The 24,162-nt window shown below is 69.1% G+C and carries 23 protein-coding genes; 10 read left to right on the forward strand and 13 right to left on the reverse strand.

Features of this window, described 5'->3' with window-relative positions:
• Positions 1-66: 66 nt before the first annotated feature.
• Both PVT71_RS00385 and PVT71_RS00390 read right to left on the reverse strand, forming a co-directional pair.
• Positions 67-447, reverse strand: a complete 381-nt coding sequence (locus tag PVT71_RS00385) for a hypothetical protein (RefSeq protein WP_353473894.1) — start codon at positions 445-447, stop codon at positions 67-69.
• Between the two features lie 666 nt (positions 448-1,113).
• Positions 1,114-2,049: a LysR substrate-binding domain-containing protein gene (locus tag PVT71_RS00390; RefSeq protein ID WP_353472517.1), complete on the reverse strand. Its 936-nt coding sequence runs from the start codon at positions 2,047-2,049 to the stop codon at positions 1,114-1,116.
• A 107-nt stretch (positions 2,050-2,156) separates the two neighbouring features.
• Here PVT71_RS00390 and PVT71_RS00395 point away from each other — a divergent pair, with 107 nt between their 5' ends.
• Entirely contained in the window at positions 2,157-3,671 is a 1,515-nt protein-coding gene (locus PVT71_RS00395; RefSeq protein WP_353472518.1) for a catalase, read from the forward strand.
• An 81-nt stretch (positions 3,672-3,752) separates the two neighbouring features.
• On the opposite strand, the gene PVT71_RS00400 is transcribed toward PVT71_RS00395, so the two are convergent.
• Positions 3,753-4,808: a DUF6456 domain-containing protein gene (locus PVT71_RS00400; protein ID WP_353472519.1), complete on the reverse strand. Its 1,056-nt coding sequence runs from the start codon at positions 4,806-4,808 to the stop codon at positions 3,753-3,755.
• Between the two features lie 286 nt (positions 4,809-5,094).
• On the opposite strand from PVT71_RS00400, the gene PVT71_RS00405 reads away from it, so the two are divergent.
• A complete protein-coding gene (locus PVT71_RS00405; RefSeq protein ID WP_353472520.1) occupies positions 5,095-5,391 on the forward strand; it encodes a DUF6477 family protein in 297 nt (98 codons plus the stop codon).
• Positions 5,392-5,403: 12 nt separating this feature from the next.
• Here PVT71_RS00405 and PVT71_RS00410 read toward each other — a convergent pair whose 3' ends face one another.
• Positions 5,404-6,948 carry a trimethylamine methyltransferase family protein gene (locus PVT71_RS00410; RefSeq protein WP_353472521.1) on the reverse strand — a complete coding sequence of 515 codons (1,545 nt, stop codon included), beginning with the start codon at positions 6,946-6,948 and terminating at the stop codon, positions 5,404-5,406.
• Between the two features lie 219 nt (positions 6,949-7,167).
• On the opposite strand from PVT71_RS00410, the gene PVT71_RS00415 reads away from it, so the two are divergent.
• The 6 genes from PVT71_RS00415 to PVT71_RS00440 all read left to right on the forward strand — a co-directional run bounded on the left by PVT71_RS00415 (position 7,168) and on the right by PVT71_RS00440 (position 12,878).
• The gene (locus PVT71_RS00415) at positions 7,168-7,851 is read left to right on the forward strand and encodes a DUF2270 domain-containing protein (protein ID WP_353472522.1); all 684 of its coding nucleotides are present in this window, start codon (positions 7,168-7,170) and stop codon (positions 7,849-7,851) included.
• A 91-nt stretch (positions 7,852-7,942) separates the two neighbouring features.
• On the forward strand, positions 7,943-8,902 hold the full coding sequence (locus PVT71_RS00420) for a delta-class carbonic anhydrase (RefSeq protein ID WP_353472523.1): 960 nt from the start codon (positions 7,943-7,945) through the stop codon (positions 8,900-8,902).
• 91 nt (positions 8,903-8,993) lie between these two features.
• Positions 8,994-10,559 carry a glutamine-hydrolyzing GMP synthase gene (gene guaA / locus PVT71_RS00425; protein WP_353472524.1) on the forward strand — a complete coding sequence of 522 codons (1,566 nt, stop codon included), beginning with the start codon at positions 8,994-8,996 and terminating at the stop codon, positions 10,557-10,559.
• A gap of 225 nt (positions 10,560-10,784) precedes the next feature.
• On the forward strand, positions 10,785-11,057 hold the full coding sequence (locus PVT71_RS00430; protein WP_353472525.1) for an antibiotic biosynthesis monooxygenase: 273 nt from the start codon (positions 10,785-10,787) through the stop codon (positions 11,055-11,057).
• Positions 11,058-11,068: 11 nt separating this feature from the next.
• A complete protein-coding gene (locus PVT71_RS00435) occupies positions 11,069-11,959 on the forward strand; it encodes a DMT family transporter (protein ID WP_353472526.1) in 891 nt (296 codons plus the stop codon).
• Between the two features lie 52 nt (positions 11,960-12,011).
• Complete coding sequence (locus PVT71_RS00440; RefSeq protein ID WP_353472527.1) at positions 12,012-12,878, forward strand: ATPase; 867 nt, start codon at positions 12,012-12,014, stop codon at positions 12,876-12,878.
• Positions 12,879-12,889: 11 nt separating this feature from the next.
• Here PVT71_RS00440 and PVT71_RS00445 read toward each other — a convergent pair whose 3' ends face one another.
• A complete protein-coding gene (locus tag PVT71_RS00445) occupies positions 12,890-14,647 on the reverse strand; it encodes a methyl-accepting chemotaxis protein (RefSeq protein ID WP_353472528.1) in 1,758 nt (585 codons plus the stop codon).
• Positions 14,644-15,267 carry a hypothetical protein gene (locus PVT71_RS00450; RefSeq protein ID WP_353472529.1) on the reverse strand — a complete coding sequence of 208 codons (624 nt, stop codon included), beginning with the start codon at positions 15,265-15,267 and terminating at the stop codon, positions 14,644-14,646. Before PVT71_RS00450 ends, PVT71_RS00445 begins: the two co-directional genes overlap by 4 nt.
• A 172-nt stretch (positions 15,268-15,439) precedes the next feature.
• Here PVT71_RS00450 and PVT71_RS00455 point away from each other — a divergent pair, with 172 nt between their 5' ends.
• Positions 15,440-15,769, forward strand: a complete 330-nt coding sequence (locus PVT71_RS00455) for an SMR family transporter (RefSeq protein ID WP_353472530.1) — start codon at positions 15,440-15,442, stop codon at positions 15,767-15,769.
• A 63-nt stretch (positions 15,770-15,832) separates the two neighbouring features.
• Entirely contained in the window at positions 15,833-17,650 is a 1,818-nt protein-coding gene (gene typA / locus PVT71_RS00460; RefSeq protein WP_353472531.1) for a translational GTPase TypA, read from the forward strand.
• A gap of 144 nt (positions 17,651-17,794) precedes the next feature.
• Here typA and PVT71_RS00465 read toward each other — a convergent pair whose 3' ends face one another.
• The 7 genes from PVT71_RS00465 to PVT71_RS00495 form a co-directional block, all read right to left on the reverse strand.
• Positions 17,795-18,091 carry a DMT family protein gene (locus PVT71_RS00465; RefSeq protein ID WP_353473895.1) on the reverse strand — a complete coding sequence of 99 codons (297 nt, stop codon included), beginning with the start codon at positions 18,089-18,091 and terminating at the stop codon, positions 17,795-17,797.
• 61 nt (positions 18,092-18,152) lie between these two features.
• Positions 18,153-18,440: a DUF1330 domain-containing protein gene (locus tag PVT71_RS00470; protein ID WP_353472532.1), complete on the reverse strand. Its 288-nt coding sequence runs from the start codon at positions 18,438-18,440 to the stop codon at positions 18,153-18,155.
• Entirely contained in the window at positions 18,440-18,727 is a 288-nt protein-coding gene (locus tag PVT71_RS00475; protein ID WP_353472533.1) for a DUF1330 domain-containing protein, read from the reverse strand. The genes PVT71_RS00470 and PVT71_RS00475 overlap by 1 nt, the downstream gene beginning before the upstream one ends.
• 24 nt (positions 18,728-18,751) lie before the next feature.
• Complete coding sequence (alaS, locus tag PVT71_RS00480) at positions 18,752-21,427, reverse strand: alanine--tRNA ligase (RefSeq protein ID WP_353472534.1); 2,676 nt, start codon at positions 21,425-21,427, stop codon at positions 18,752-18,754.
• A 122-nt stretch (positions 21,428-21,549) separates the two neighbouring features.
• Entirely contained in the window at positions 21,550-22,437 is an 888-nt protein-coding gene (locus PVT71_RS00485; protein WP_353472535.1) for a DMT family transporter, read from the reverse strand.
• Positions 22,434-23,498 carry a hypothetical protein gene (locus PVT71_RS00490; RefSeq protein ID WP_353472536.1) on the reverse strand — a complete coding sequence of 355 codons (1,065 nt, stop codon included), beginning with the start codon at positions 23,496-23,498 and terminating at the stop codon, positions 22,434-22,436. The genes PVT71_RS00485 and PVT71_RS00490 overlap by 4 nt, the downstream gene beginning before the upstream one ends.
• A 110-nt stretch (positions 23,499-23,608) precedes the next feature.
• Positions 23,609-24,016 (reverse strand): hypothetical protein, encoded by a 408-nt coding sequence (locus PVT71_RS00495; RefSeq protein ID WP_353472537.1) that lies wholly within the window; start codon positions 24,014-24,016, stop codon positions 23,609-23,611.
• Between the last annotated feature and the right edge of the window lie 146 nt (positions 24,017-24,162).

A 24,162-nucleotide genomic window follows, 5' to 3' on the forward strand; every position in this document is an offset into this window, starting at 1 on the left:
TCAAACATTTCCTTGACTTAGCGCCGCCTTGCCCACGCGGATCATGGTCCCGCGACAATCCGCCCGTTACCTGAGGGATAGTCCCAGGACATAGGCCACGGTCTCTCCCGCATCGCGATCGTTTCCCCTGAGATAGAGTCGCAGCGTATAGGCGCCGTCCTCGGGAAGGCGCAGCGTCTCCTGCCCGTCATCGTCCATGGAACCTATGTAAATCGCCACGTCGGTGCTGCCGGGCGGCAGGATATTGAGATAGGCTGATCCCCGCTCGCCGCCCTGCGGCGCTTTCAGATCGACGTGGAGCTCCTGCCCCGCGCGCGCCTCGAGCCGGTAGTCGACATGCGCGCGCCCGGTGATCGTGCCGCCAAGCACGGTCGCCTGCCCGCCCGGCGCCAGGATCACGTCGGAGACCGCCTGCGCCGATGCCAGAGGCGCCGCGAGCGTTATCATCAGGAGCAACGCTGTGTTCCGAAGGCCACTCATCCCGAGCCTCCTCGACTCTCCCTTGCGGTGAACAGTATCCGAAGATTATCGTGTTCAGGTTGATCACATCATTGCGTGATCCGCCGCCATTGCGTAAGTATTTGCAACATGTCCCGACCCGCACTTCACATTATTGAAACAATTGGTTTGCGGAAATCGACGCTACGCCGCGGCATCGGCGAAATTTAGCCCATGATTTCCAAGCATTACGTTGCGGCAGCGCAGCAAGGTCTCCTGTTACCGCGATCCGGTGCCGAAATTGTGGGATGGGCGCATCGCACAAAGCCTGTATTCTGCACCTGTTACCAGTCTGACGTCATTTAGAATCATCTGTTGTTACGAGTCCCGCTAGGTCGACCAAGCGTCTTTGCGGCTCGGCGTTAAATTTCCCCAAACGCCGGGCTACCTCAAGGAGGGGAGCCGCGTCCCAAGGCTTCACTCCCCACGTCCTGAAACGACACTACCTGCCTCAGGCATCCTCGTTCCCCAGCGATCACGCGCCTGGGCAAGGGGTGTCGCGAATGGGCCCAGAAGCCGCGCAGTCCCCTGCGCGGCTTCATAGTGCCCTGCGATCAATTTCCGACAAAAAGGTAAATCTCCGACAGGCGTGTTCCGCCCGTGGAGCACCGTGGCTCACGCGGCGCCGGTCTCGGCGCTCTCGCGGACCTTCGCGACAAGGTCCTCGCCCACGGTCTGCAGCACATCCGCGAGTTCGGTGAACCAGCCCTCGCGGTGGCTCGAGGCGCGGCGCGCAAGCGCCACGATCCGCGCGGGCTCCGGCTCGGCAAAGCGACGCAACCGCATCCCCGGCGAGGCGCGCAGCTCGGTCAGCGCCGCCAGTTCGGGCATCAGGGTCAGCCCGAAGCCCGCCGCCACCAGCCGCGACAGGGTCGAGAGCGAGGTCGCCCCCATGTTGATCCGCGCGTTCCCCCGGCCCCGGCCGCAGACCGCCAGCGCCTGGTCGGTCAGGCAATGCCCGTCCTCGAGCAACAGCAGCTGGCTCTCGGCCAGCCCCTCGGGGCGCGACACCCGGCGGATCTGGTCGAGCCGCGCGACGCTGCCGGCGAGCAGGAAGCGGTCCTCGAAGAGCGGCAGCACCTCGATCCCCTCCGCCTCGATCGGCAGCGCCACCAGCGCCGCGTCGAGCCCGCCGTCAGCCAGCCGCGAGAGCAGCCGCTCGGTCTTGTTCTCGGTCACCTCGACGTCGAGCGAGATGTCCCCCGAGCGCAGCGCCGCCAGCGCCTCGGGCAGGAAATAGGGGGCGATGGTGGGAATGACCCCCAACGCGAGCTTGCCGGTCAGCCCGCCCCGCCGCCGCGCCGCGCGCTCGAGCCCGGCGACCTCCGCAAGGATGCGGTCGGCGCTCTCCAGCACCTCGCGGCCGAAGGGGGTCAGCACCACGTCGCGCGCCTGCCGCTCGACCAGCGGGCCGTTGAGCGCCGCCTCGAGCTCGCGGATCTGCACCGAGAGCGCCGGCTGCGAGACGTTGCAGGCCTCGGCGGCGCGGCGGAAGTTGCGCTGCTCGGCGAGGGCGCGGAAATAGCTGAGCTGGCGGAAGGTGACTGGCATAAGAATTTCCTATCACTTTGACAGGAATCTGCAATTGGGAACGAATGGCCGCCCCTCTAGTTGATCGCTCAGCAAGGCATTCCCGCCTGAGTTCCACGGAGGACGTCATGACCAAGCGACTGACCACATCCGCCGGCGCGCCGGTTCCCAGCAACGAGACCTCGGCCACCGCCGGCCCGCGCGGTCCGGTGCTGCTGGAGGACTACCAGCTGATCGAGAAGCTCGCGCACCAGAACCGCGAGCGCATCCCCGAGCGCGTGGTGCACGCCAAGGGTTGGGGCGCGCAGGGCACCTTCACCGTGACCCATGACATCAGCCGCTACACCCGCGCGAGGCTCTTCTCGAAGGTCGGCAACAGCTGCGACATCCTCTCGCGCTGGTCCACCGTCGCCGGCGAGCAGGGCGCGGCCGATGCCGAGCGCGACGTGCGCGGCTTTGCCCTGAAGTTCTACACCGAGGAAGGCAACTGGGACATGGTGGGCAACAACACCCCCATCTTCTTCATCCGCGACGCCTTCAAGTTCCCCGATTTCATCCGCACGCAGAAACGCCACCCCAAGACCAACCTGCGCTCGCCCGAGGCGATGTTCGACTTCTGGGCCGGCCAGCCGGAGTCGGTGCACCAGGTGACCATCCTGATGTCGGACCGGGGCATCCCGCAGAACCCGATGCACATGCACGGCTACGGCTCGCACACCTACTCGCTGTGGAACGACGCGGGCGAGCGGTTCTGGGTGAAGTTCCACTTCCGCTGCCAGCAGCCGATCGCCAACTACACCAACGAGCAGGCCGAGAAGATCGTCGGCGCGACCCGCGACAGCTTCCAGGAGGACCTCTACAACGCGATCGACGAGGGCAAATTCCCGAGATGGGAGATGAACATCCAGGTGATGCCCGAGGCGCAGGCGGAGGCGCTGGACTTCAACCCGTTCGACCTGACCAAGGTCTGGCCGCACGCCGATTTCCCGCTGATCCCGGTGGGCATGCTCGAGTTCAACAAGAACCCCGACAACTACTTCCAGATGATCGAGAACGCCGCCTTCTCGCCGTCGAACAAGGTGCCGGGCATCGGCTTCTCGCCAGACAAGATGCTGCAGGGCCGGATCTTCGCCTATGCCGACGCGCACCGCTACCGGCTGGGAACGCATTACGAGGCGCTGCCCGCCAATGCGCCGAAATGCCCCGTTCACAATTACCACAAGGACGGCGCGATGCGGTTCTTCCCGCCGCAGACCGGGCATATCGACGCCTATTACGAGCCGAACCAGTACGAGGAGGCGGCCAAGGCGGACCCCTCGGTCATGGAGCCGCCGCTGAAGATCTCGGGCGATGCGGACCGCTACGCGCAGGAGGACAAGGATGCCGATTACATCCAGCCGCGCGCGCTTTACGAGCGGGTGCTGGGCGATGACGAGCGGGCGCGCCTGCACCTCAACATGGCCCGCGCCATGGCGCCGGTCTCGGACAAGGTGAAGGAACGCTGGTACGCGGTGATCGCCCGCGTCAGCCCCGCCTACGAGGCGGGCGTGCGCAAGGCCGCCGAGGATCTCAAGAACGGCACCATCGACGACTACCCGGGCATCCCGGTCACCGGCGACACCCCGGTGCGCGCCGCAGAGTGATCCGCGCGCGGGGGCGGAGCCACCGGCTTCGCCCCCCGTCCCCCTGCCCCTGGCCTGCCACATCCGGCGCCACCGGCCGCGTCAGCCGATCAGCCCGCCGCCCGCGGCGTCAAGCTCGCCGTAGTGGCGCCGCAGCCGCTGCAACGCGATGCGCAGCACTACCTTGCCCGAGCGCGCCGCCCAGCCCATGCGCTGCTCGGTCTCCTCGAGCCCCTCGAGATAGCAGCAGCAGCGCAGCGCCACGTCCCCCAGCCCCGGCCCGAGATCGCGCAGCGCCCCGGTGAACCGCAGCCGCGCCGCCTCGGGACCATGGCACGGCGCCAGATCCGCCGCGCCCGGACGCACCCCGGCGGTCAGGAAGTGATCCCAGTTCTGCCCGGTGCGCGGCCCCATCTGCGCGAGCTCGAAATCCTCGCGCAGCCGCTCGCCCGCGCGCACGAGCCCGTCGTCGAGGAAGAGGTTGCCCTCGCGGTCGCGCCGCCGCGCCAGCCCGGCCAACGGGCTGTCACTCACCGCGAAGCGCCGCCGCCCGCGCGGGTCGGCCTCTTCCTCGGCCAGCGCCGCCTCGGCCGCCTGGCCGCTGTCGAAGCCCGCCTGCGACCCGGCAAACCCGCGCAGGCGGCTTTCCTGCTCCGCCATCAGGTGCCCGAGCGCGCCGCGCCCGGCCGGGGTGATGCGGTAGCGCGAGATGCGGCCCGGGCTGTCGCAACGGATCCAGCCCTTGAGCGCCATGGCCTCGGCCACCGGCGCGTCGACCACCGCGGTGCGCGCCGAGCCGCCCTCGCCCGTGTCCCGGACCACGACCGCCTTGTCCATCTCGGCGGCAACCGCCAGGACCGCGCCGCTTTCGCACAGGCGCCGCAGCACCCGCCGCGCTTCACGCGCGAGGGTCGCCGCGTCGGGCGTCATCTCTCCGCCCTGGGGCTGCTTCATCCTTCCGACCTCCATTGCAAGCGCGGCAGGCACCGCCCGCGCCGCGCCAAGCCGGCGCAGCGCCTCGTCCACCAGCGGGTCATCCCGCAGGGTCTCCATCCGGCGCACCTGGCGCAGCACGGTCGAGGCATGGCACCCCGCCGACCGCGCGAGGGCGCGGATTCCCTTCCCCTCCTCGGTGTGGGCCAGGTACAGGCGGGCCATTTCGGGCACCCATGCGGGAAGGCCCGGTGTCTTGGCAAATTCACGGCTCTGGATCATTGAACAAGTCCCCTAGGTTGCACCCTGCCAGCGCAGGATTCTCGGCAGTGAACCTGAAAACTGCTCGCCCCAAAGTTATCTAAAAGTTAATGATATTGTTGATCTATTAGGATTATCCACAAATCATAAACATCGGTGAAGGCGCCGTGCGCAAGCCTCCCCGAGCGGGCAACATCCCCCGATCCTGTGCCAGTCTTCCGCCCTGTCCATCGAATGGGGAGACGACCCGATGCAGGACCTCCAGAGCCTTCTCGGCGCGCTGCGCCGCCCATCCCTGCTGGTGCGCGCGGCGCGCTTCGGCGCGGCGGAGTACCGGCGCGAGACGCAGCTGGGCCGGATCGTCGGCACGCCGTTTCCGGCCCGCAGCGGCGCCGCGCTGATGCGTCTGCTGGAGATCGAGGCCGAGATCGACGCCGGGCGCCGCCGCCGCGCGGCCGGCTATTCGCCCGCCCGCCATGTCGAGGTGCTGGCCGCGATCATCGCCGAGGCGCGCATCCAGCAGGGGGCGGTGGACGCCCCGGCCTGAGCCCCTCCGCGTTCAGACGAAGGCGTCGGGCATCGACGCCTTGCGGCGCGCCACGAATTCCGCCAGCGCCTCGCCGATGCCGGGCTCCATGGGCGGCTGCTCGTAGCTCTCGAGCAGCGCCTTCACCCGCGCCGAGGCCAGCTGCATGGTGTCGCGCCCGCCCTCCTCCGACCAGGTCTCGAAGGGCTTGTAGTCGAAGAGCTCCGAGCGCCAGAAGGCGGTCTTGAAATTCTCCTGCGTGTGGGCGCAGCCAAGGTAATGCCCGCCCGGCCCCACCTCGCGGATCGCGCCCAGCGCCTGCGTGGCCTCGTCCACCGTCACGCCCTGCGCGAACTTGTGCAGCGCGCCGAGCTGGTCGGCATCCATGACGAACTTCTCGTAGGACGCCACCAGCCCGCCCTCGAGCCAGCCGCAGGCATGGAGCATGAAGTTCACCCCGGCGAGCAGCCCCATGTTGAGCGAATTGGCGCTTTCATAGGCGGCCTGCGCGTCGGGCAGCTTCGAGCCGCAGAAGGCCCCGCCCGAGCGGAAGGGCAGCCCCAGCCGCCGGGCGAGCTGCCCCGCGCCGTAGCTGATCTGCGAGGCCTCGGGCGTGCCGAAGGTGGGCGCGCCGGAATTCATGTCGATCGAGGTGACGAAGGCGCCGAAGATCACCGGCGCGCCCTTTCGCACCAATTGCGCATAGGCGATGCCCGCCATCGCCTCGGCCAGCACCTGCGTCAGCGTCCCCGCCACCGACACGGGCGCCATCGCCCCGCCGACGATGAAGGGCGAGACGATGCAGGCCTGGTTATTGCGCGCATAGACCTCGAGCGCGCCCATCATCGTGTCGTCGAAGGTCAGCGGCGAGTTGATGTTGATCAGCGAGGTCATCACCGTGTGCTGCTGCACGAAGTCCTCGCCGAAGAGCAGCCCGCACATGTCGACGCTGTCCTGCGCCCGGCTCGGCTCGGTCACCGAGCCCATGAAGGGCTTGTCGGACAGGGTCATGTGGGCGTGCAGCATGTCGAGGTGGCGCTTGTTCACCGCCACGTCCGTCGGCTCGCAGAGCGTGCCGCCCGAATGGTGCAGCCAGCGCGACATCTGCCCGAGCTTCACGAAATTGCGGAAGTCCTCGATCGTGCCGTAGCGCCGGCCCTTCTCGGCATCCAGCACGAAAGGCGGGCCGTAGACCGGCGCCAGCACCAGCGAGCGCCCGCCGATCTCGACGCTGCGCGCGGGGTTGCGGGCGTGCTGCGTGATGCGCGCGGGCGCATGTCCGCAGAGCTGCCGCGCCAGCCCGCGCGGGATGCGCACCCGCTCGCCCTCGATCTCGGCCCCGGCGTCCTTCCAGAGTGCGAGGGCGCCGGGGTTGTTGACGAAATTGACCCCGATCTCCTCGAGCACCGTGTCGGCCCCGGCCTCGATCATCGCGAGCGCCTCTTCGCCCAAGAGCTCGAAATCGGGGATGTTGCGCTCGATGAAGCGGGCCGTCTCGATGTGCACCGATCCCCGTTCCGCCCGCCGAGCCGCGCCGCCGCCGCTGCGTGTCCGTCTCCGCGTCTCCGTCTCCGGCATGGCGCCTCTCCCCGTTCCTGTCGCATGCCCTTCAAGGTGTACCCCGGCGGCGCCATGTCCAGCGACGGGTTTGCGCCGCCTCGCGGCCAAATGCGACATCGGCAGGCCCCGTCGGCGCGAGGGCGGGGATCTCGAAAGGGGATCTTAAGGTGTCGCGCGTAGCCTCCTTACCGGGTGAACAGCCCGGATCGGGCGTCGATCGCGAAGGCGGGACAGCGGATGAAGGACTTTCAGCTCGAAATCGGCGGACGCGCCCTCAACGGGGCCGAGATCGGGGCGCTGGCCCACCTCTACCGCGGCGAGGTCAACCGCTGCACCGTCTGGCGCACGCGGCTCGACACCACCACCAACTGGGCCGTGGTTACGCTCGGCGTCGCACTCTCCATCGCCTATGCCGCCCCCGATGCCTCGCCGCTGCCGCTGGTGCTGGTCGGCATCTCCAACCTCTTCTTCCTGACGCTCGAGGCGCGGCGCTATCGCTATTGCGACCTCTGGCGGCGGCGCTTCCGCTGCATGGAGATTAACCTCTACGGGCCGATCCTCAGCGGCGAGCGCGCTCCCGTCCCGGACTGGGCAAGCGAGCTGCGCGCCGATTACGAGCGGCCGGAATTCGGCATCTCCTACCTGCACGCGATGGGACGGCGCATCCGCCGCAGCTACCTGTGGATCATGCTGATCCAGCTCCTGGCCTTCCTCGGCAAGATCACCGTGCATCCCAGCCCCGTGCACGGCTTCGAGCAGGCGATGCAGCGCGCCTCGGTTGGCGCCATCCCCGGCGAGGCCATGGCGATCGGCGGCCTCGTCTACGCAGGTGCTTTCGCCGTGCTGGCCATCTGGACCTTCCTGCGCGACCGCCGGATGCGGATCGACGATGACCTCTCCATGCCCGACGCGGTCTACTGACCCGCGCCGGGCGCACAGACGCACCGCGCCCACAGGCCCTGAAGACCCGGGCCAGGGCGGCAACGATCCCTCCCTGCCATAGGATAGAGCCGTGAAATTTCCCCTCGCCAGCCTCGCCCTCGCGGTCGCCCTCCTGCCGTGCCTCCCGGAGCCCTCCCATGCCGAGAACAAGGTGACCTTCCCGCCCGCGGGCCACGGCGGCACGCAGCAGCCCGCCCCGGTCGGCGGCCAGGACGCCGGGCATGGCGCGGCGCAGGCGGCGGCGCACGGCAACACCGCGGCTCCGGCCGGTGGTCACGCGGTCGGCCCTGCAGCTCCCGCCGAGGGCGAGGCGCTCTGCCAGGGCTTCGGTCCGCAGACTCCGCGGGACATCGGCAATCCCTTCGGCCGCAACCCGGTCTCCTTCGGGCTCGCCCCACCCCCGGAAGAGATGAACCTGTGCAACATCCACACCCACACCAATGCCGAGCATCTCGGCCCGGGTTTTTCCATCTATGCCGGACCGGGCGAGCACGGCGGGTTCAAATGCGCGGGCTCGGCGAACCTGAGCCCGGCCGAGCTCTCCCGCCCGAGCGGCCCCGCCCGCTTCGACGGGGTGGAGCCCGGCGACACGATCGAGGTGCACTGGGTCTATTCCTCCTGCGACGTGGCGCCCGGCCCCGGGCTCGGGTCCTGCCTGTCGGACAGCTGCTCCAACCCCGAACTGCGGGTGGAGTCGCAGGTCTTCCTCGTGGTCAACGATCCCAACGCGCTCGACTTCCGCGACTTCATCTACCTCGGCACCATGCGGGGCGGCCACTACCAGGCCCGCGACCTGCCGAGCGGCACCGGCGCGCCGGTCGTCTTCCGCGGCTCGACCACCGGGCCCAGCTACAGCCAGCAGACCTGCTCGCCGCTGCAGGTCACCTGGTCCGTCCGACCGCGCTGCGCCCGGCTCGACATCTCGACGCTGGACGCCTGGGCGGGCATGGGCAACATCTTCGAGGAGACCCACAGCCACGGCGTGCGCCGGCTGGTCACCGCGCCCGCGCTGCTCAGCCAGATCGAGTGAGCCGGCCGCAACGCGCAGGGGGGCGCGGCAATTGGGTCCTGCCGTCACCCAACCTCTTGCGCGCAAGGCCCGGCCCGCCTAAAGCAGCCGCATGACCCAGCATGATCGCCTCCTCATCATCGACTTCGGTAGCCAGGTGACGCAGCTCATCGCGCGGCGCCTGCGCGAGCTGAACGTCTACTGCGAAATCCACCCCTATCAGAACGTCACCGATGCGTTCCTGAAGGACTTCGCCCCCAAGGCCATCGTCTTCTCCGGTGGCCCCGACAGCGTGACGCGCGAGGGCTCGCCTCGCCCGCCCAAATCCGCCTACGACCTCGGCGTGCCGATCCTCGGCATCTGCTACGGCCAGCAGGTCATGATGCATGACCTCGGCGGCAAGGTCGAAGCCGGCCAGAGCCACACCGCCGAGTTCGGCCGCGCCTACGTGACGCCGAAGGAAAATCGCCTCGACCTGCTGTCGGGCTGGTTCCTCGACGGTTCGGGCCGCGAGCAGGTGTGGATGAGCCACGGCGACCACGTCTCGGAAATCGCCCCGGGCTTCGAGGTCTACGCGACCTCGCCCGGCGCGCCCTTCGCGATCACCGCCGACCTCTCGCGCAGGTTCTACGCCGTGCAGTTCCACCCCGAGGTGCACCACACCCCGAACGGCAAGACGCTCTACGAGAACTTCATCCGCGAAGCCGGCTTCACCGGCGACTGGACGATGGACGCCTACCGCGAGGAAGCGGTGCGCAAGATCCGCGAACAGGTGGGCGAGTCCAAGGTGATCTGCGCGCTGTCGGGCGGCGTCGACAGCTCGGTCACCGCCGCGCTGCTGCACGAGGCGATCGGCGAGCAGCTGACCTGCGTCTTCGTCGACCACGGGCTGCTGCGCCTCAACGAGGCCGACGAGGTCGTCGCGATGTTCCGCGACCACATGAACCTCTCGGTGATCCACGCGCAGGAGCAGGACCTGTTCCTCGGCGAGCTCGAGGGCGTTTCCGACCCCGAGACCAAGCGCAAGATCATCGGCAAGCTGTTCATCGACGTGTTCCAGAAATACGCTGACCAGATCGAGGATGCGACCTTCCTCGCCCAGGGCACGCTCTACCCCGACGTGATCGAGAGCGTCAGCTTCTCGGGGGGCCCCTCGGTCACCATCAAGTCGCACCACAATGTCGGCGGCCTGCCGGAAAAGATGGGCCTCAAGCTGGTCGAGCCGCTGCGCGAGCTCTTCAAGGACGAGGTGCGCGCGCTGGGTCACGAGCTTGGCCTGCCGGCCAGCTTCATCGGCCGCCACCCCTTCCCCGGGCCGGGTCTCGCGATCCGCTGCCCCGGCGAGATCACCCGCGAGAAGCTCGACATCCTGCGTAAGGCGGACGCGGTCTACATCGACCAGATCCGCAAGCATGGCCTCTACGACGAGATCTGGCAGGCCTTCGTGGCGATCCTGCCGGTGCGCACCGTGGGCGTGATGGGCGACGGCCGCACCTATGACTACGCCTGCGCCCTGCGCGCGGTGACCTCGGTCGACGGCATGACGGCGGATTACTACCCGTTCACCCACGAGTTCCTCGGCGAGACCGCGACGCGGATCATCAACGAAGTGAAGGGCATCAACCGATGCACCTACGACATCACCTCGAAGCCTCCGGGAACGATCGAGTGGGAATGATCAGGGACTGATCGCGGAGGCCGGGGCAACCCGGCCTCCTTTTCGTTTGCGCCGCCGCAACACACCCCGCCCGCCGTCGCAGCGCCGCGCGCCGATTGCCCCTTGCCCCCGTCCCCGTGGCGCGCCAGTGTCCGCCCGGAGAGGACCCCCCATGACGACAAGAGTTTCCGCGGCGCCGTGCCGCACCGCCCCCTGCCCGCACCGCCAGTCGGACCGGAGCGCGACATGAGCGCCGTGCAACTGACCGGCCGCATGACCGCCCCCGTCGAGCGCTGTGCCGAGGTGCGCGCCGCCATGGCCGAGCATATCCGCCTGTCGCGCGCCGAGGCGGGCTGCCTCTACTTCGAGCTGCGCGAGACCGACCCCGGGGTCTTCGAGGTCTCCGAGCTGTTCCAGAGCCGCGCCGCCTTCGACGCGCACCAGGAGCGCACCCGCGCCAGCGCCTGGTTCCGGATCACCGGGGACCTGCCCCGCGATTATGACATGGCCGAGCTGTGAGCGCGCGGTCCATGTCCGAAACGCCCGCCGGCGCGGTGCCGAAGGCGGCGCTGTGGATGATCGGCTCGATCGTCTCGTTCAGCGCCATGGCGGTGGCCGGGCGCTGGGTCAGCAGCGGGCTCGACACGTTCGAGATCATGCTCTACCGCTCGCTGCTCGGCGTGCTGATCGTCGGCACCATCGTGCTGGTGACCGGCCGGCGCCGCGAGGTGGCCACGCGCCATCTCGGCACGCATATCATCCGCAATATCAGCCACTTCACCGGGCAGAACCTGTGGTTCTACGCGATCACGGTGATCCCGCTTGCGCAGGTCTTCGCGCTGGAATTCACCGGGCCGATCTGGGCCATGCTGCTGGCGCCGCTGGTTCTGGGCGAGCGACTGACCTGGCCGCGCAGCCTTGCCGCGCTGGTCGGATTCCTTGGCATTCTCATCGTCACGCGCCCTTCGCCCGAAACGCTCTCGCCCGGGCTCTTCGCCGCGGCCAGCGCCGCGATCGGCTTTGCCGGCTCGGCGATCTTCACCCGCAAGCTCACCCGCACCGACAGCACGCTCTGCATCCTCTTCTGGCTCACGCTGACCCAGGCGGTCATGGGCCTGGTCTGCGCCGGGTTCGACGGCGACATCGCGCTGCCCGCCGCCGAGGCCGTCCCCGGGGTGATCGTCATCGGGTTGGCCGGGCTCTGCGCCCATTACTGCCTCACCACGGCGCTCGGGCTGGCCCCGGCCTCGGTGGTCATGCCGATCGACTTCACCCGGTTGCCGGTGATCGCCATCGTCGGGATGATGCTCTACCAGGAGCCGCTCGATCCCTGGGTGCTGCTCGGCGCCGCCATCATCTTCGCGGCCAATTACGTCAATATCCTGCGCGAAACCCGCGCCGCGCGCCGCGCCGGGGTTTGACGCGGCCCCGCCGCGCAAGTACCTGTCGGGCCGGACGAACCAGGAGCCGATGATGCTGTATGAAACCGCCGCCGACTGGCAGACCGCGCCGCGCAGGCACGTGCTGCTCTTTGCCATGTCGGGTCTTGGCAAGACCTTTGTCTCGTCGATGCTGCGGCAATCCGGCAAATGGTTCCACTACTCGATCGATTACCGCATCGGCACACGCTACATGGGCGAATACATCGCCGACAACGCCAAGGCCGAGGCGATGAAGAACCCTTTCCTGCGCGAGCTTCTGCTGTCGGATTCGATCTACATCGGCTCCAACCTCAGCTTCGAGAACCTGACCCCGGTCTCGGCCTATCTCGGCAAACCCGGCGATCCGGCGAAGGGCGGGTTGCCGATCGACACCTACCGCATCCGGCAGGACCAGTTCCGACGGGCCGAGGAGCAGGCGCTTCTCGACACCGGGTATTTCATCGAGCGCGCCCAGCAACTCTACGGCTATCCGCATTTCGTCTGCGACACCGGCGGCTCGATCTGCGAATGGGTCGATCCCGAGAACCCGCGCGATCCGATCCTGTCCGAGCTGTCGCGGCAGGCGCTGATGGTCTGGGTCCGCGGCAGCGAAGCGCATACCGAAGAGCTGATCCGCCGCTTCGATCGCGCGCCGAAACCCATGGCCTACCAGCCCGAGTTCCTCGAGGCGGCCTGGACGCGCTACCTCGACGAGAAGGGCGTCGCCGAAACCGCAGTCGACCCCGACGCCTTCATCCGCTGGACCTATGCGCAGGCCCTGAACCACCGCCAGCCGCGCTACGAGGCGATGGCGCGCAACTGGGGTCTGACGGTCGACGCGTCGGACGTCGCGACCGTTCGCGACGAAGCGGATTTTGTCGCTCTCATCGCCGACGCGCTTCGCGCAACGGGCCGGTAGCGCCTTTCCCGTCAGGCGGCGGCGCTGGCCTGCCGCACCCCATGCTCTTGCTCGGCCCCCACGCTGAAGCCCTGCATGAGCTCGGACAGCCGCCCCGCATCGCCGCGCAGCATATGCGCCGCGGCGGTGCTCTCCTCGACCATGGCTGCGTTCTGCTGAGTGACCCGGTCGAGGTTGCTGACGCCGACGTTGATCTCGTTGAGGCCTTGGGCCTGCTCTGCCGCCACCCCGGCAATGCTGCTGACCAGGGTCGCGATCTGGCTCACCTGCGCGACCACCTCGCTCAGCGCATCGCCGGAGCGTTCGACCAGTTCGACACCGTCGCGGACGCGGTCCGCCGAACCGCTGATCAGCGTCTTGATCTGCCGCGCCGCGTCGGAGCTGCGCTGCGCCAGCGCGCGCACCTCCGAGGCCACGACGGCGAAACCCTTGCCGGAGGCACCCGCCCGCGCCGCCTCGACCCCGGCGTTCAGCGCCAGCAGGTTGGTCTGGAAGGCAATGTCGTCGATCACCCCGATGATCTCGTTGATCTGCTGCGAGCTGCGCTCGATCGCGCCCATGGCCTCGATGGCGGAGCGCATCACTTCGCCGTTCTGGTCGGCAAGCTTCGCCGCCGTCTCGACGCTGCTTTCCGCTTCCCGGGCCGACTGGGCCGCCTCGCGGACGCGCGACAGCATCTCGTCGAGCGCCGCGGCGGTCTGCTCTAGCGTGGCCGCCTGGGTCTCGGTCCGGCGCGACAGGTCGTCCGAGGCGCGGGCAATCTCCTCGGCGCTGCTGTGGATGTTGAGCGCGCCGGAATTCACCTCGGTCATGGTCATCCGCAGGCTTTCGACCGCGCGGTTGTAATTGCCGCGCAACTCCTCGTATTCGCCGGGGAATTCCTCGAGGATGGTGTGCAGCAGCGAGCCGCCCGCGAGCGCGTCGAGCGCGTCGCTCAGGTGCCGCACCACGCGGTTCTGCGCCTCGTGCGCGCGGCCGCGCGCCTCCTGCGCGTCGCGGCCGCGCGAGAGCGTCGCCGTCAGATCGGCGAGATGGCGGGCCAGCTCGCCGAACTCGTCGCGGCGCGCCTGCATGGCGAGCTCGGCCTCGTAATCCCCCGCGGCGACCTTCGACATCGCCGCCTGCAGCGCATTGACCGGCTTGAGCACGAGCCGGCGCAGCCAGAGCAGCACGAGAAGGAGCATCACCGCGAGCCCGCCCGCGGCGCTGGCGAGCATGATCTTCTTGTCGCGCTCGATGACGCCCTGCATGGCGCTGTCGGTCCAGGCCATGGCAACCGCGCCGAGGGGCGCGTTCTGGCCCTGCAGCACCACGGCCTCGGCCGCGAGATAGCCGCCCGCCGTGCCCGCGCGCCCGCCGCTCGACAGCGCTTCGTGCGCCACGGCCTCAAGCTCTGCCTGCTGCGCGTCGATGGCTCCGATGCTCGCCAGCACCTCGCCGTCGGCGCCGAGCACCAGCCCGCCGAGAAGATCGGCGCCGCCGTTGGAGAGCTGCTCCTCGAGCAGCGCGGAGGTCCGGGCCGCATCGCGGAACCGCAGTGCCGGCAGCAGTGTTGCGGCGGCCGCGTTCACCGATTGCCGCGCCATGCCCGCGATGCCGGCCTGGGTGACCTTCTCGCTGAGCCGCCAGGCCTGCCAGGCGAGCAGCCCCGCGACCACCAGCGTCGAGACGACGACCAGCGCCGCCACCTTGACGAAGACCGACGCGAAGAGGCGCCGGAGCGAGGGGTCCGCGAGCCGCGCTCCGAGCCGCGATGCCCGCGCCCTCACTGCACCATCTCCGCGTCGAGGCCGAGGGTCAGCGCGCCGATCGCCGCCCCGGTCTCGGGGTCGGGGACGCTGAGCGAGAGCTGCTGCATGTAGATCTGGCTCGATTCGTCGAAATCGACGCTGCCGACGTGGATCGCGTCGGGGCCGTGCGGATAGGTCTGCAGATACTTGTCCTCGTCGCCCTGCCAGTAGTCCGAGGTCAGGTGCGAGACCGCGACGTTGAGGCCGCGCGCATCCATCAGCAGCATCTCGCGGATCAGCCCGTTCGACTCGGTCACCTGCGCCCGCAGCAGATCGGCCACGGGATTGTCCCAGACCGGCTTGATCGTCGGGATCTCGGACGCGCCGATCTCGGCCTTCCAGAGCGCGTCGAGCTCGTCGATCCGCGCCGCGTCGTAGCCCGCCGTCACCGCGTTCTGCGCCCGGACCGCCGCGATCAGCGTCGGGTCGGCGAGCAGCGGGCGCACGTAGCGGGTGATCACCTCCTGCAGCGCCGGCCCCAGTTCCTGCGCGCGCGCGGCCGGGGCGACGGCCAGAAGCAGGACGGTGGCAGCCGCGAGCACGCAGGCTCCGAGACCGGAACGGCGCCCGCGCGGGGCTGACGGGTTTCGGATGGACATGGAACATCTCCGCAATTGGGGCTTTCGTCCCCGTCTAACGGCGATTTCCTCACGCCAAGTTAAGGCGCGCGGATTTTCCCGCCGGGCGCCCGCCACACCGCCGCGGGAACGCCGCCGCTTGCAGCCGCCTCCGCGCCGGGCCAGAAAGGCGGCAGCCGCCCCGGAGACCGCCATGCCCTACCTCACCCTCGCCCTCGCCGTGCTTGCAGAGACGATCGGCACCGCCGCGCTGCAGGCCAGCCAGCAATTCACCCGGCCCCTGCCCTCGGCGATCGTCATCGTCGCCTATGCCGCGGCCTTCTACCTGCTCTCGATCGTGCTGCGCACAATGCCGGTGGGGCTGGCCTATGCCATGTGGTCCGGGCTCGGCATCGTGCTCATCTCGGTGATCGGGCTGGTGGCCTTCGGGCAGAAGCTCGACCTTGCCGCGATCCTCGGAATGGGGCTGATTGTTGCCGGGATCTTCGTGATTCACCTGTTTTCGGGGGCCTCACCGCATTAAGGGCTGGCCTTTTGGGCCGACCCCGGCTAACCCGCGCGCAAACCTCCCTTCAAAGGCATTCCTATGGACCTGCGCAATATCGCGATCATCGCACACGTTGACCATGGCAAGACCACGCTGGTGGACGAGCTGCTCAAACAGTCCGGCGCGTTCCGCGAGAACCAGGCCGTGGCCGAGCGCGCCATGGACAGCAACGATATCGAGCGCGAGCGCGGCATCACCATCTTCGCCAAGCCGACCTCGGTGGAGTGGAAGAACACCCGCATCAACATCGTCGACACCCCCGGCCACGCCGACTTCGGCGGCGAGGTCGAGCGCATCCTGTCGATGGTCGACGGCGTGGTCCTGCTGGTCGACGCGGCCGAGGGCCCGATGCCGCAGACCAAGTTCGTGACCTCCAAGGCGCTGCGCCTCGGCCTGCGTCCGATCGTCGTGCTGAACAAGGTCGACAAGCCCGACGCCGAGCCCGACCGCGCGCTCGACGAGTGCTTCGACCTCTTCGCCTCGCTCGGCGCGGATGAAGACCAGCTCGACTTCCCGCATCTCTACGCCTCGGGCCGCAACGGCTGGGCCGACGCCGAGCTCGACGGGCCGCGCAAGAACCTCGACGCGCTGTTCCGCCTGATCGTCGACCACGTTCCCGCGCCGCGCCAGATCAAGCACCAGGACGAAGACTTCCGCATGCTCGCGACCACGCTCGGCAGCGACCCCTTCGTCGGCCGCCTGCTGACCGGCCGCATTGAATCCGGCCGCGTCAAGGTCGGCCAGACCGTGCAGGCGATCAGCCGCATCGGCCAGAAGATCGAGCAGTTCCGCGTCACCCGCGTGCAGGCCTTCCGCGGCCTCGCGCAGGCCGACATCGACGAAGGCCTCGCGGGCGACATCGTCTCGCTCGCCGGCATGACCAAGGCGACCGTGGCCGACACGATCTGCGCGCTCGCCGTGGACGAGCCGCTCGACGCCCAGCCGATCGATCCGCCCACCATCACCGTGACCTTCGGCATCAACGACAGCCCGCTCGCCGGCCGCGACGGCAAGAAGGTGCAGTCGCGCGTCATCCGCGAGCGCCTGATGAAGGAAGCCGAGGGCAACGTCGCGATCAAGATCGCCGACACGCCGGGCGGCGAGGCCTTCGAGGTCTCGGGCCGGGGCGAACTGCAGATGGGCGTTCTCATCGAGAACATGCGCCGCGAGGGCTTCGAGCTCTCGATCTCGCGCGCGCAGGTCATCATGAAGGAAGTGGACGGCCAGCTCATGGAGCCGGTCGAGGAAGCCACCATCGACGTGGACGACGAGTACACCGGCGCGGTGATCGAGAAGATCACCGGCCCGCGCAAGGGTGACCTCGTCGAGATGAAGCCCGCCGGCGCCGGCAAGACCCGCATCGTGGCCTACGTGCCCTCGCGCGGTCTGATCGGCTACCATGGCGAGTTCCTCACCGACACCCGCGGCACCGGCGTGCTGAACCGCACCTTCCATGGCTGGGTCCCGCACAAGGGCGCGATCGAGGGCCGCCGCGCCGGCGTGCTGATCTCGATGGAGAACGGCGAGGCCGTGGCCTACGCGCTGTGGAACCTCGAGGACCGCGGCAAGCTCTTCCTCGGTGCCCAGGCCCCGGTCTACACCGGCATGATCATCGGCGAGCACAGCCGCGACAACGACCTCGAGGTGAACCCGCTGAAGGGCAAGAAGCTGACCAACGTGCGGGCCTCGGGCACCGACGAAGCGGTCCGCCTCACCACCCCGATCACCTTCACCCTCGAAGAGGCGATCGCCTACATCAACGACGACGAGCTGGTGGAAGTGACCCCGAACGCGATCCGCCTGCGCAAGCGCTACCTCGACCCGCACGAGCGCAAGCGCCAGTCGCGCAGCCAGTAAGCCGCAGGTCGCGGGGGCTTTGCCCCCGCGCAGGGGAAAAGGCGGGGGCTCCGCCCCCGGACCCCCGGCGTATTTGGAAAGAGAAGAAGTTGCGAGCGCGGTCCCTTCGGGGGCCGCGCTTTTTTCATGCCGGGCGGGAACGGCTCAGCCGAAGGGACCGCGGAAGATGAAGAAGGCGCCGAGGGCGATGAAGCCGAAGCCGACCGCGTGGTTCAGCGTCAGAGGCTCCTTCAGCCAGACGGCCGAGAATCCGGCGAAGACCACCAGCGTGATGACTTCCTGCAGGGTCTTCAGCTCGGCGGCGGAATAGACGCGGTGGCCGAGCCGGTTGGCGGGCACCGCGAGCCAGTATTCCACCAGCGCGATGCCCCAGCTGATGAAGACCACGGCCCAGAGCGGCGCGCCGGGAAAGCGCAGGTGCCCGTACCAGGCCATGGTCATGAAGAGATTGGAGGCCACCAGCAAGAGGACCGGCAGCAGGTGCGCAAGGCTCAATCGCGGATCACTCGGTGGTCTCGACGATCAGCAGCTCGCGCTCGGACGCGCCGCGCGCGTGGCCGAGCGCCTCCTGGTACTCGGGCGAGTGGTAGCAGGCCTCGGCCGCCTCGACCGTGGCGAATTTCGCCACGACGTTGCGCGGGCGCTCCCTGCCCTCGAGCTGCACGTAGCGCCCGCCGCGGGCGATGAACTGCCCGCCGTGCTTGGCGATCGCGGGACCGGCGAGCTTGGCGTACTTGCCGTAGGCCTCCTCGTCGGTGACGGTGACATGGGCGATCCAGAGAGCGGGCATCAGTTCATTCCTTCGACGATGACGAGATCACGCTGCGCGGCGCGCAGGGCAAGCGGCAGGATGCGCTGGTATTCGGGCGAGCCGTACCAGCGCTCGGCGGCGATCCGCGAGGGGAACTCGATGATCACGTGCCGGCCCGGTCCCGCGCCCTCGACGAAGGTCTGGGGGCCGCCCTTCACAAGAAAGCGCCCGCCGAATTTCTCGGCGAGCGCAACGGTTTGGCCGGCATAGACGGCATATTCCTCGGGGTCGGTGACCTCGATGCGGGCGATGACATAAGCGGACATGAGCTCCTCCTCCCTCCGCGTCCGTCAGCCCGCGAGGACCGCTTCGGCCGCCGCGATGGCCGCCTCGGCCTCGCTGGCGTCCTTGGCCCCGCCCTGGGCGAGGTCGGGACGGCCACCGCCACCCTGCCCGCCGAGCGCGGCCACCGCGGCCTTGACCACGTCGACCGCCGAGACCTGGCCCTTGAGGTCCTCGGTCACGCCGGCGGCCACGGCCACCTTGTCGCCGGTGTCGGCGATCAGCAGCACCACGCCCGAGCCGAGCCGCGACTTGTGCTCGTCGATCAGCGGCGGCAGGTCCTTGCCCGAGACGCCCGAGAGCACCTGGCCGACGAACTTCATGCCGTTCACCTCGCGCGCCTCGACACCGCCGCCCTGGCCGGCACCGCCGGACATGGCGAGATCGCGGCGCAGCTGGGCGACCTCGTTCTCGAGCTTGCGGCGCTCATCGAGCAGCGCGGCGACGCGGGTCACAGCCTCCTCGCCCGAGGCCTTGAGCAGCCCCTCGATGCCCGAGAGCGCCTTGTCACGGGCGCGCAGCGCGGCCATGGCGGCCTCGCCGGTCAGCGCCTCGATCCGGCGCACGCCGGCCGAGGAGGCGGATTCCGAGGTCAGGGCGAACATGCCGATGTCACCGGTCTGGGCGACATGGGTGCCGCCGCAGAGCTCGAGCGAGTAGGTCTGCCCGTCCGAGCCCTTGCCCGAGCCCGCGAGCGTGCCCATCGAGACCACGCGCACCTCGTCGCCGTACTTCTCGCCGAAGAGCGCCTGTGCGCCGAGCGCGCGGGCGTCGTCGGGGGTCATGATCCGGGTGCTCACCGCCGAGTTCTGGCGGATGAAGGCGTTCACCTCGGTCTCGACCTTCGCGATCTCCTCGGCGCTGAGCGCCTTGGTGTGCGAGAAGTCGAAGCGCAGGCGCTCCGGCGCGTTCAGCGAGCCGCGCTGCGCGACGTGATCGCCGAGTGCGCGGCGCAGCGCCTCGTGCAGCAGGTGGGTCGCCGAGTGGTTGGCGCGGATCCTGCCGCGGCGCTTGTGGTCGACCTCGACCGCGACGGCGTCGCCGCGCCCGAAGCTGCCCGATTTCACCGTGACCATGTGGCCGGTGAGCTTGCCGCCCGCCAGCTTCTGCGCGTCGGTGACCTCGGCCTGGTCGTCCTCGTCCTCGAGCCGGCGCAGCCAGCCCCTGTCGCCGACCTGGCCGCCGCTCTCGCCGTAGAACGGGGTCTGGTTCAGGATGACCCAGCCGCTCTCGCCGGTCGCCAGCCTGTCGACCACGGCGCCGTCCTTGACCAGCGCGAGGATCTGGCCCTCGGCGGTCTCGGTGTCGTAGCCGAGGAAATCGGTGGCGCCCTTCGCTTCGGCGATGTCGTACCAGAGGGTCAGATCCGCCGCCTCGCCCGAGCCGGACCAGGCCGCGCGGGCCTTGGCCTTCTGCTCGGCCATGGCCGCGTCGAAACCGGAGGTGTCGACCTCGCGGCCGCGCTCGCGCAGGGCGTCCTGCGTCAGGTCGAGCGGGAAGCCGTAGGTGTCGTAGAGCTTGAACGCCGCCTCGCCGGGCAGCTTGGCGCCGTCACCGAGGCCGACGAGCTCGTCGTCGAGCAGCTTGAGGCCGCGGTCGAGGGTCTGCTTGAAGCGGGTCTCTTCCAGCTTCAGCGTCTCTTCGATCAGCGCCTGCGCGCGCACCAGTTCCGGGTAGGCCGCGCCCATCTGGCGCACCAGCGCCGGGACGAGACGGTACATGACCGGATCCTTGGCGCCCAGCATGTGCGCGTGGCGCATGGCGCGGCGCATGATCCGGCGCAGCACGTAGCCGCGGCCGTCGTTGCTGGGCATCACGCCGTCGGCGATCAGGAAGGAGGTCGAGCGCAGGTGGTCGGCGATGACCCGGTGGTGGGTCTTGCCGGGACCGTCCGGATCGCTGCTGGTGGCGTCGGCCGAAGCCTCGATCAGCGCGCGCATCAGGTCGGTGGCGTAGTTGTCATTCGTGCCCTGCAGCAGCGCCGCGACCCGCTCGATGCCCATGCCGGTGTCGATCGACTGCATGTCGAGCGCGCGCATCGAGCCGTCCTCGAACTGCTCGTTCTGCATGAAGACGACGTTCCAGATCTCGATGAAGCGGTCGCCGTCCTCCTCGGGCGAGCCCGGAGGGCCACCCCAGAACTTCTCGCCGTGGTCGAAGAAGATCTCGGTGCAGGGGCCGCAGGGGCCGGTCGGCCCCATCTGCCAGAAGTTGTCCGAGGTGGCGATGCGGATGATCCGGCTTTCCGGAACGCCGATCTTCTTCCACAGCTCGTAGGCCTCGTCATCGGTGTGATAGACGGTGGTGTAGAGCCGCTCGGGCGAGATGTCGAAATGCTTCGTCACCAGGTCCCAGGCAAAGGGGATCGCTTCGGTCTTGAAGTAGTCGCCGAAGGAGAAGTTGCCGAGCATCTCGAAGAAGGTGTGGTGCCGCGCGGTGTAGCCCACGTTGTCGAGGTCGTTGTGCTTGCCGCCGGCGCGCACGCATTTCTGTGCGGTCGTGGCGCGCTTGTAGTCACGGCTCTCGACCCCGGTGAAGCAGTTCTTGAACTGCACCATGCCGGAGTTGGTGAACATCAGCGTGGGGTCGTTGCGGGGGACAAGCGGGCTCGAGGGCACGATCTCGTGGCCCTGCTTGGCGAAGTAGTTCAGAAACGTCGAGCGAATGTCGTTCAGCGTGGGCATGGGTGTTCTCTTGCGCCTCGTCTGCGGGTTCCGGACGGGTGTATATCCCCATCCGGTCCCTGTCCATAAGCCGCCCGCGAAAAGCGTGGGTGGGCTCCGGGGCGCAAGAAGACTGCGCGCCGTCAGGCCCGGCGCACCCGGCGCGGCGGCATGGCCTCGTCGACCACCAGCCAGAGCCCCGAGCCGATCACCAGCGCCGCGCCCAGCATCGCCGCGGGGCTCGGCAACTCGCCGAAGCCGAGAAAGCCGATCGCCACCATCCAGACGAACTGCAGGTTCATCAGCGGCGTCGCGACATGGGCGGGCAGCAGCCGCAGCGCCTCGACCGAGACGAAGCGCGCGCCGAAGAGACAGAGCGCGTAGCCCGCCACCCAGATCAGATCCGCCAGCGGCATCGGCCGCCAGACGAAAGGCAAGGCCAGCGCCATGCAGAGCGCCAGCGCGAGGTTGGGCCAGAAGACCTGCGCCAGCGGCTTGCGCTCGGCCTTGGCGATGTGGCGCGCCGCGACCATCGAGCCGGTGCCGCTGACCGCGGCCAGCACCGCCCAGCCGTGGCCCGCGTCGAGCGCGAGCCGGCCCTCGGGCATGAGGAAGAGGATGCCGCAGGTGCCCGCGCCGAGCGCAAGCCAGGCGGCCGGGCGCACGGTCTCGCCCAGCGCCAGCCCCGAGAGCGCCGCGGCGATCAGCGGCATGAGCCCGATGAAGAGGAAGACGTCGGCGAAGGGCAGCAGCCGGAAGGCCTGGAAGAAGCCGATCGCGGCGAGCACAGTCAGCGCCGCGCGCAGCGCCATGGCCCGGCGGCTGCGGATCGCCAGCGCGTGGCGCACCCCGCCCTCGCGCCGCGCCAGCGCTGCCGCGAGAAGAAGGACGATCGCCGAGGAGAGCGCGAAGAGTTGCGGCGCCTCGTAGCCCCCGGCGATCAGCTTGGTGATACCGTCCGCCGCGGCGATGAGCGCGGTGTAAAGAGCTACCAGCCCCGCGCCCGCCAGCGGCGCCCGCAGCCCGCTCATGTGCGCCCCGCCCGGGCAAAGCCCTCGAAGAAGGCGTCGAAATGCTCCGAGCCCTGCGCCATCTCGTCGAGCAGGTCGCGCACCCCCGGCGAGAGCACCCCCGCCATGCGGCGGCGCATCACCGCCCAGTCGGGAGAGCGCCCGCCCTTCATGGCAAGCAGCGCCCGCGACAGCTCGCGCAGCGGCGCGAGCGTGCCGGGATGGCGCTCGAAGCGCATCCGCCCGGCGCCGAGCGGCGCCTCGAAGGGCGCGCCGCCCGTCAGGGCCAGGTGCCAGTTGCAGACGAGGAAATCGTGACAGTCGTCCTGCACCGACAGCTGCGCGCCCTGCTCGACGCGGAAGAGCCGGGTCTCGCGCAGCAGCCAGCCGGTCCAGAGCGCGGGCGGCACGGCGCCGGTGTAGCGCAGCGCGATGCAGATCTCGGCCAGCAGGTCCGAGTTCCGCTCGAGAAAGGCGAGGTTGCCGGCGAAATGCAGGCTGGTCAGCGCCTCGGCCCCGAGCCGCGGGTCGCGGCGGCCGTATTCGCTGAGGTAGAAGACGATGTGCGTGAGTTCATACGCGGCCTTCTTGTTGGGCAGCGCGAAGCCGCGCGAGGCGGCGCAGAAGCCGCGCAGCCGGTCCTCGAGCCCGAGGTCGCCATGTTTCGGCGCCACCCCGCGCCGCGCGAGCAGCCGCCGCGCCTCCATGCGCTGCAGATCCGACAGCTCGGCTCCGGGCAGGTCCATGGCGGCGACGCTTTCAGCCAGCCGCGCGCCGGTGTCGCCGGGCATGCCGAGGTCCTCGAGGTCGAGCACCATCGACAGCAGGAAGCGGTAGTATTGCGGGAAGAAGGCGAGCCGGTCCCCGACCGTGGCGTAGAACTCCGCATGGGTCCGCAGCGCCTGCGGCCCGACCTCGGTGCCGGTACACTCGAGGATGTTCAGCAGCTCCGCGTTCTCCTTGAGCCAGAACACGTCCTCCTCGCTGCGGCGATGCCGCGCGAAGCAAGAGATCAGCGCCTCGGCGCGGAGCTCCGGGGCAAGGGCGCGTGGGGCGGGACGGAGGGCAACGACATTCGACATCTGGACGGGCCTCTGATTGCGGTCACTGGGTCTGCGCGCCGCCGCGGGGCCGACAGCCTGGCACCCGCGACGATGCGGTGGGCGGGCCTCGGCCCGCCCCTGCCCGGCGCTCAGGCGCCCGAGGTGAAGAGCCCGGTGGCCTCGCCGGCGACGGCCTGGCCGGTCCGCGGCGCGGCGCCCGAGGTGAAGAGCGCGGTGGCATCGCCCGAACCGATCTCGGAGCGCAGCGGCGCGGCGCCCGAGGTGAACATCTCGACCGCGTCACCGGCCGAGGCGGCGCTGAGCGCGGGCGCGGCCCCCGAGGTGAAGAGCGCCGTGGCATCGCCCGAGCCGATCTCGGCGCGCAGCGGCGCGGCGCCGGAGGTGAACATCTCGACCGCCTCGCCCAGCAGCGTCTCGGCGCGGTCCATCGGGGCAGCGCCCGAGGTGAACATCGCGCAGCCCTCACCGGCGAAGAGATCCGCCTCGGCGGAGAGGTCGGACGGAACGGCAAAGCTTTTCTTGAGTTGAGCAGTCATGGAAGAACTCCCTGGTTGGGTTGGCACGAGAAACGTGCTTCAGGGTTTCTTGCATCGCTTGCTTGAGGCAATATGGTTTCTTGTTAAGGTTGATTAATACAGAAGTTCTTCACATAAACAATGACTTACAAAAATGCCGAGTCGCG

It is taken from the genome of Salipiger sp. H15, assembly GCF_040409955.1.
In the GTDB taxonomy this organism is placed as follows: domain Bacteria; phylum Pseudomonadota; class Alphaproteobacteria; order Rhodobacterales; family Rhodobacteraceae; genus Salipiger.

Coding starts and splice junctions, on each gene's coding strand:
- PVT71_RS00385 (WP_353473894.1), bottom strand. CDS start 447: ATGATAACGCTCGCGGCGCCTCTGGCATCGGCGCAGGCGGTCTCCGAC.
- PVT71_RS00390 (WP_353472517.1), bottom strand. CDS start 2,049: ATGCCAGTCACCTTCCGCCAGCTCAGCTATTTCCGCGCCCTCGCCGAG.
- PVT71_RS00395 (WP_353472518.1), top strand. CDS start 2,157: ATGACCAAGCGACTGACCACATCCGCCGGCGCGCCGGTTCCCAGCAAC.
- PVT71_RS00400 (WP_353472519.1), bottom strand. CDS start 4,808: ATGGCCCGCCTGTACCTGGCCCACACCGAGGAGGGGAAGGGAATCCGC.
- PVT71_RS00405 (WP_353472520.1), top strand. CDS start 5,095: ATGCAGGACCTCCAGAGCCTTCTCGGCGCGCTGCGCCGCCCATCCCTG.
- PVT71_RS00410 (WP_353472521.1), bottom strand. CDS start 6,948: ATGCCGGAGACGGAGACGCGGAGACGGACACGCAGCGGCGGCGGCGCG.
- PVT71_RS00415 (WP_353472522.1), top strand. CDS start 7,168: ATGAAGGACTTTCAGCTCGAAATCGGCGGACGCGCCCTCAACGGGGCC.
- guaA (WP_353472524.1), top strand. CDS start 8,994: ATGACCCAGCATGATCGCCTCCTCATCATCGACTTCGGTAGCCAGGTG.
- PVT71_RS00430 (WP_353472525.1), top strand. CDS start 10,785: ATGAGCGCCGTGCAACTGACCGGCCGCATGACCGCCCCCGTCGAGCGC.
- PVT71_RS00435 (WP_353472526.1), top strand. CDS start 11,069: ATGTCCGAAACGCCCGCCGGCGCGGTGCCGAAGGCGGCGCTGTGGATG.
- PVT71_RS00440 (WP_353472527.1), top strand. CDS start 12,012: ATGCTGTATGAAACCGCCGCCGACTGGCAGACCGCGCCGCGCAGGCAC.
- PVT71_RS00450 (WP_353472529.1), bottom strand. CDS start 15,267: ATGTCCATCCGAAACCCGTCAGCCCCGCGCGGGCGCCGTTCCGGTCTC.
- PVT71_RS00455 (WP_353472530.1), top strand. CDS start 15,440: ATGCCCTACCTCACCCTCGCCCTCGCCGTGCTTGCAGAGACGATCGGC.
- typA (WP_353472531.1), top strand. CDS start 15,833: ATGGACCTGCGCAATATCGCGATCATCGCACACGTTGACCATGGCAAG.
- PVT71_RS00465 (WP_353473895.1), bottom strand. CDS start 18,091: ATGACCATGGCCTGGTACGGGCACCTGCGCTTTCCCGGCGCGCCGCTC.
- PVT71_RS00470 (WP_353472532.1), bottom strand. CDS start 18,440: ATGCCCGCTCTCTGGATCGCCCATGTCACCGTCACCGACGAGGAGGCC.
- PVT71_RS00475 (WP_353472533.1), bottom strand. CDS start 18,727: ATGTCCGCTTATGTCATCGCCCGCATCGAGGTCACCGACCCCGAGGAA.
- alaS (WP_353472534.1), bottom strand. CDS start 21,427: ATGCCCACGCTGAACGACATTCGCTCGACGTTTCTGAACTACTTCGCC.
- PVT71_RS00485 (WP_353472535.1), bottom strand. CDS start 22,437: ATGAGCGGGCTGCGGGCGCCGCTGGCGGGCGCGGGGCTGGTAGCTCTT.
- PVT71_RS00490 (WP_353472536.1), bottom strand. CDS start 23,498: ATGTCGAATGTCGTTGCCCTCCGTCCCGCCCCACGCGCCCTTGCCCCG.
- PVT71_RS00495 (WP_353472537.1), bottom strand. CDS start 24,016: ATGACTGCTCAACTCAAGAAAAGCTTTGCCGTTCCGTCCGACCTCTCC.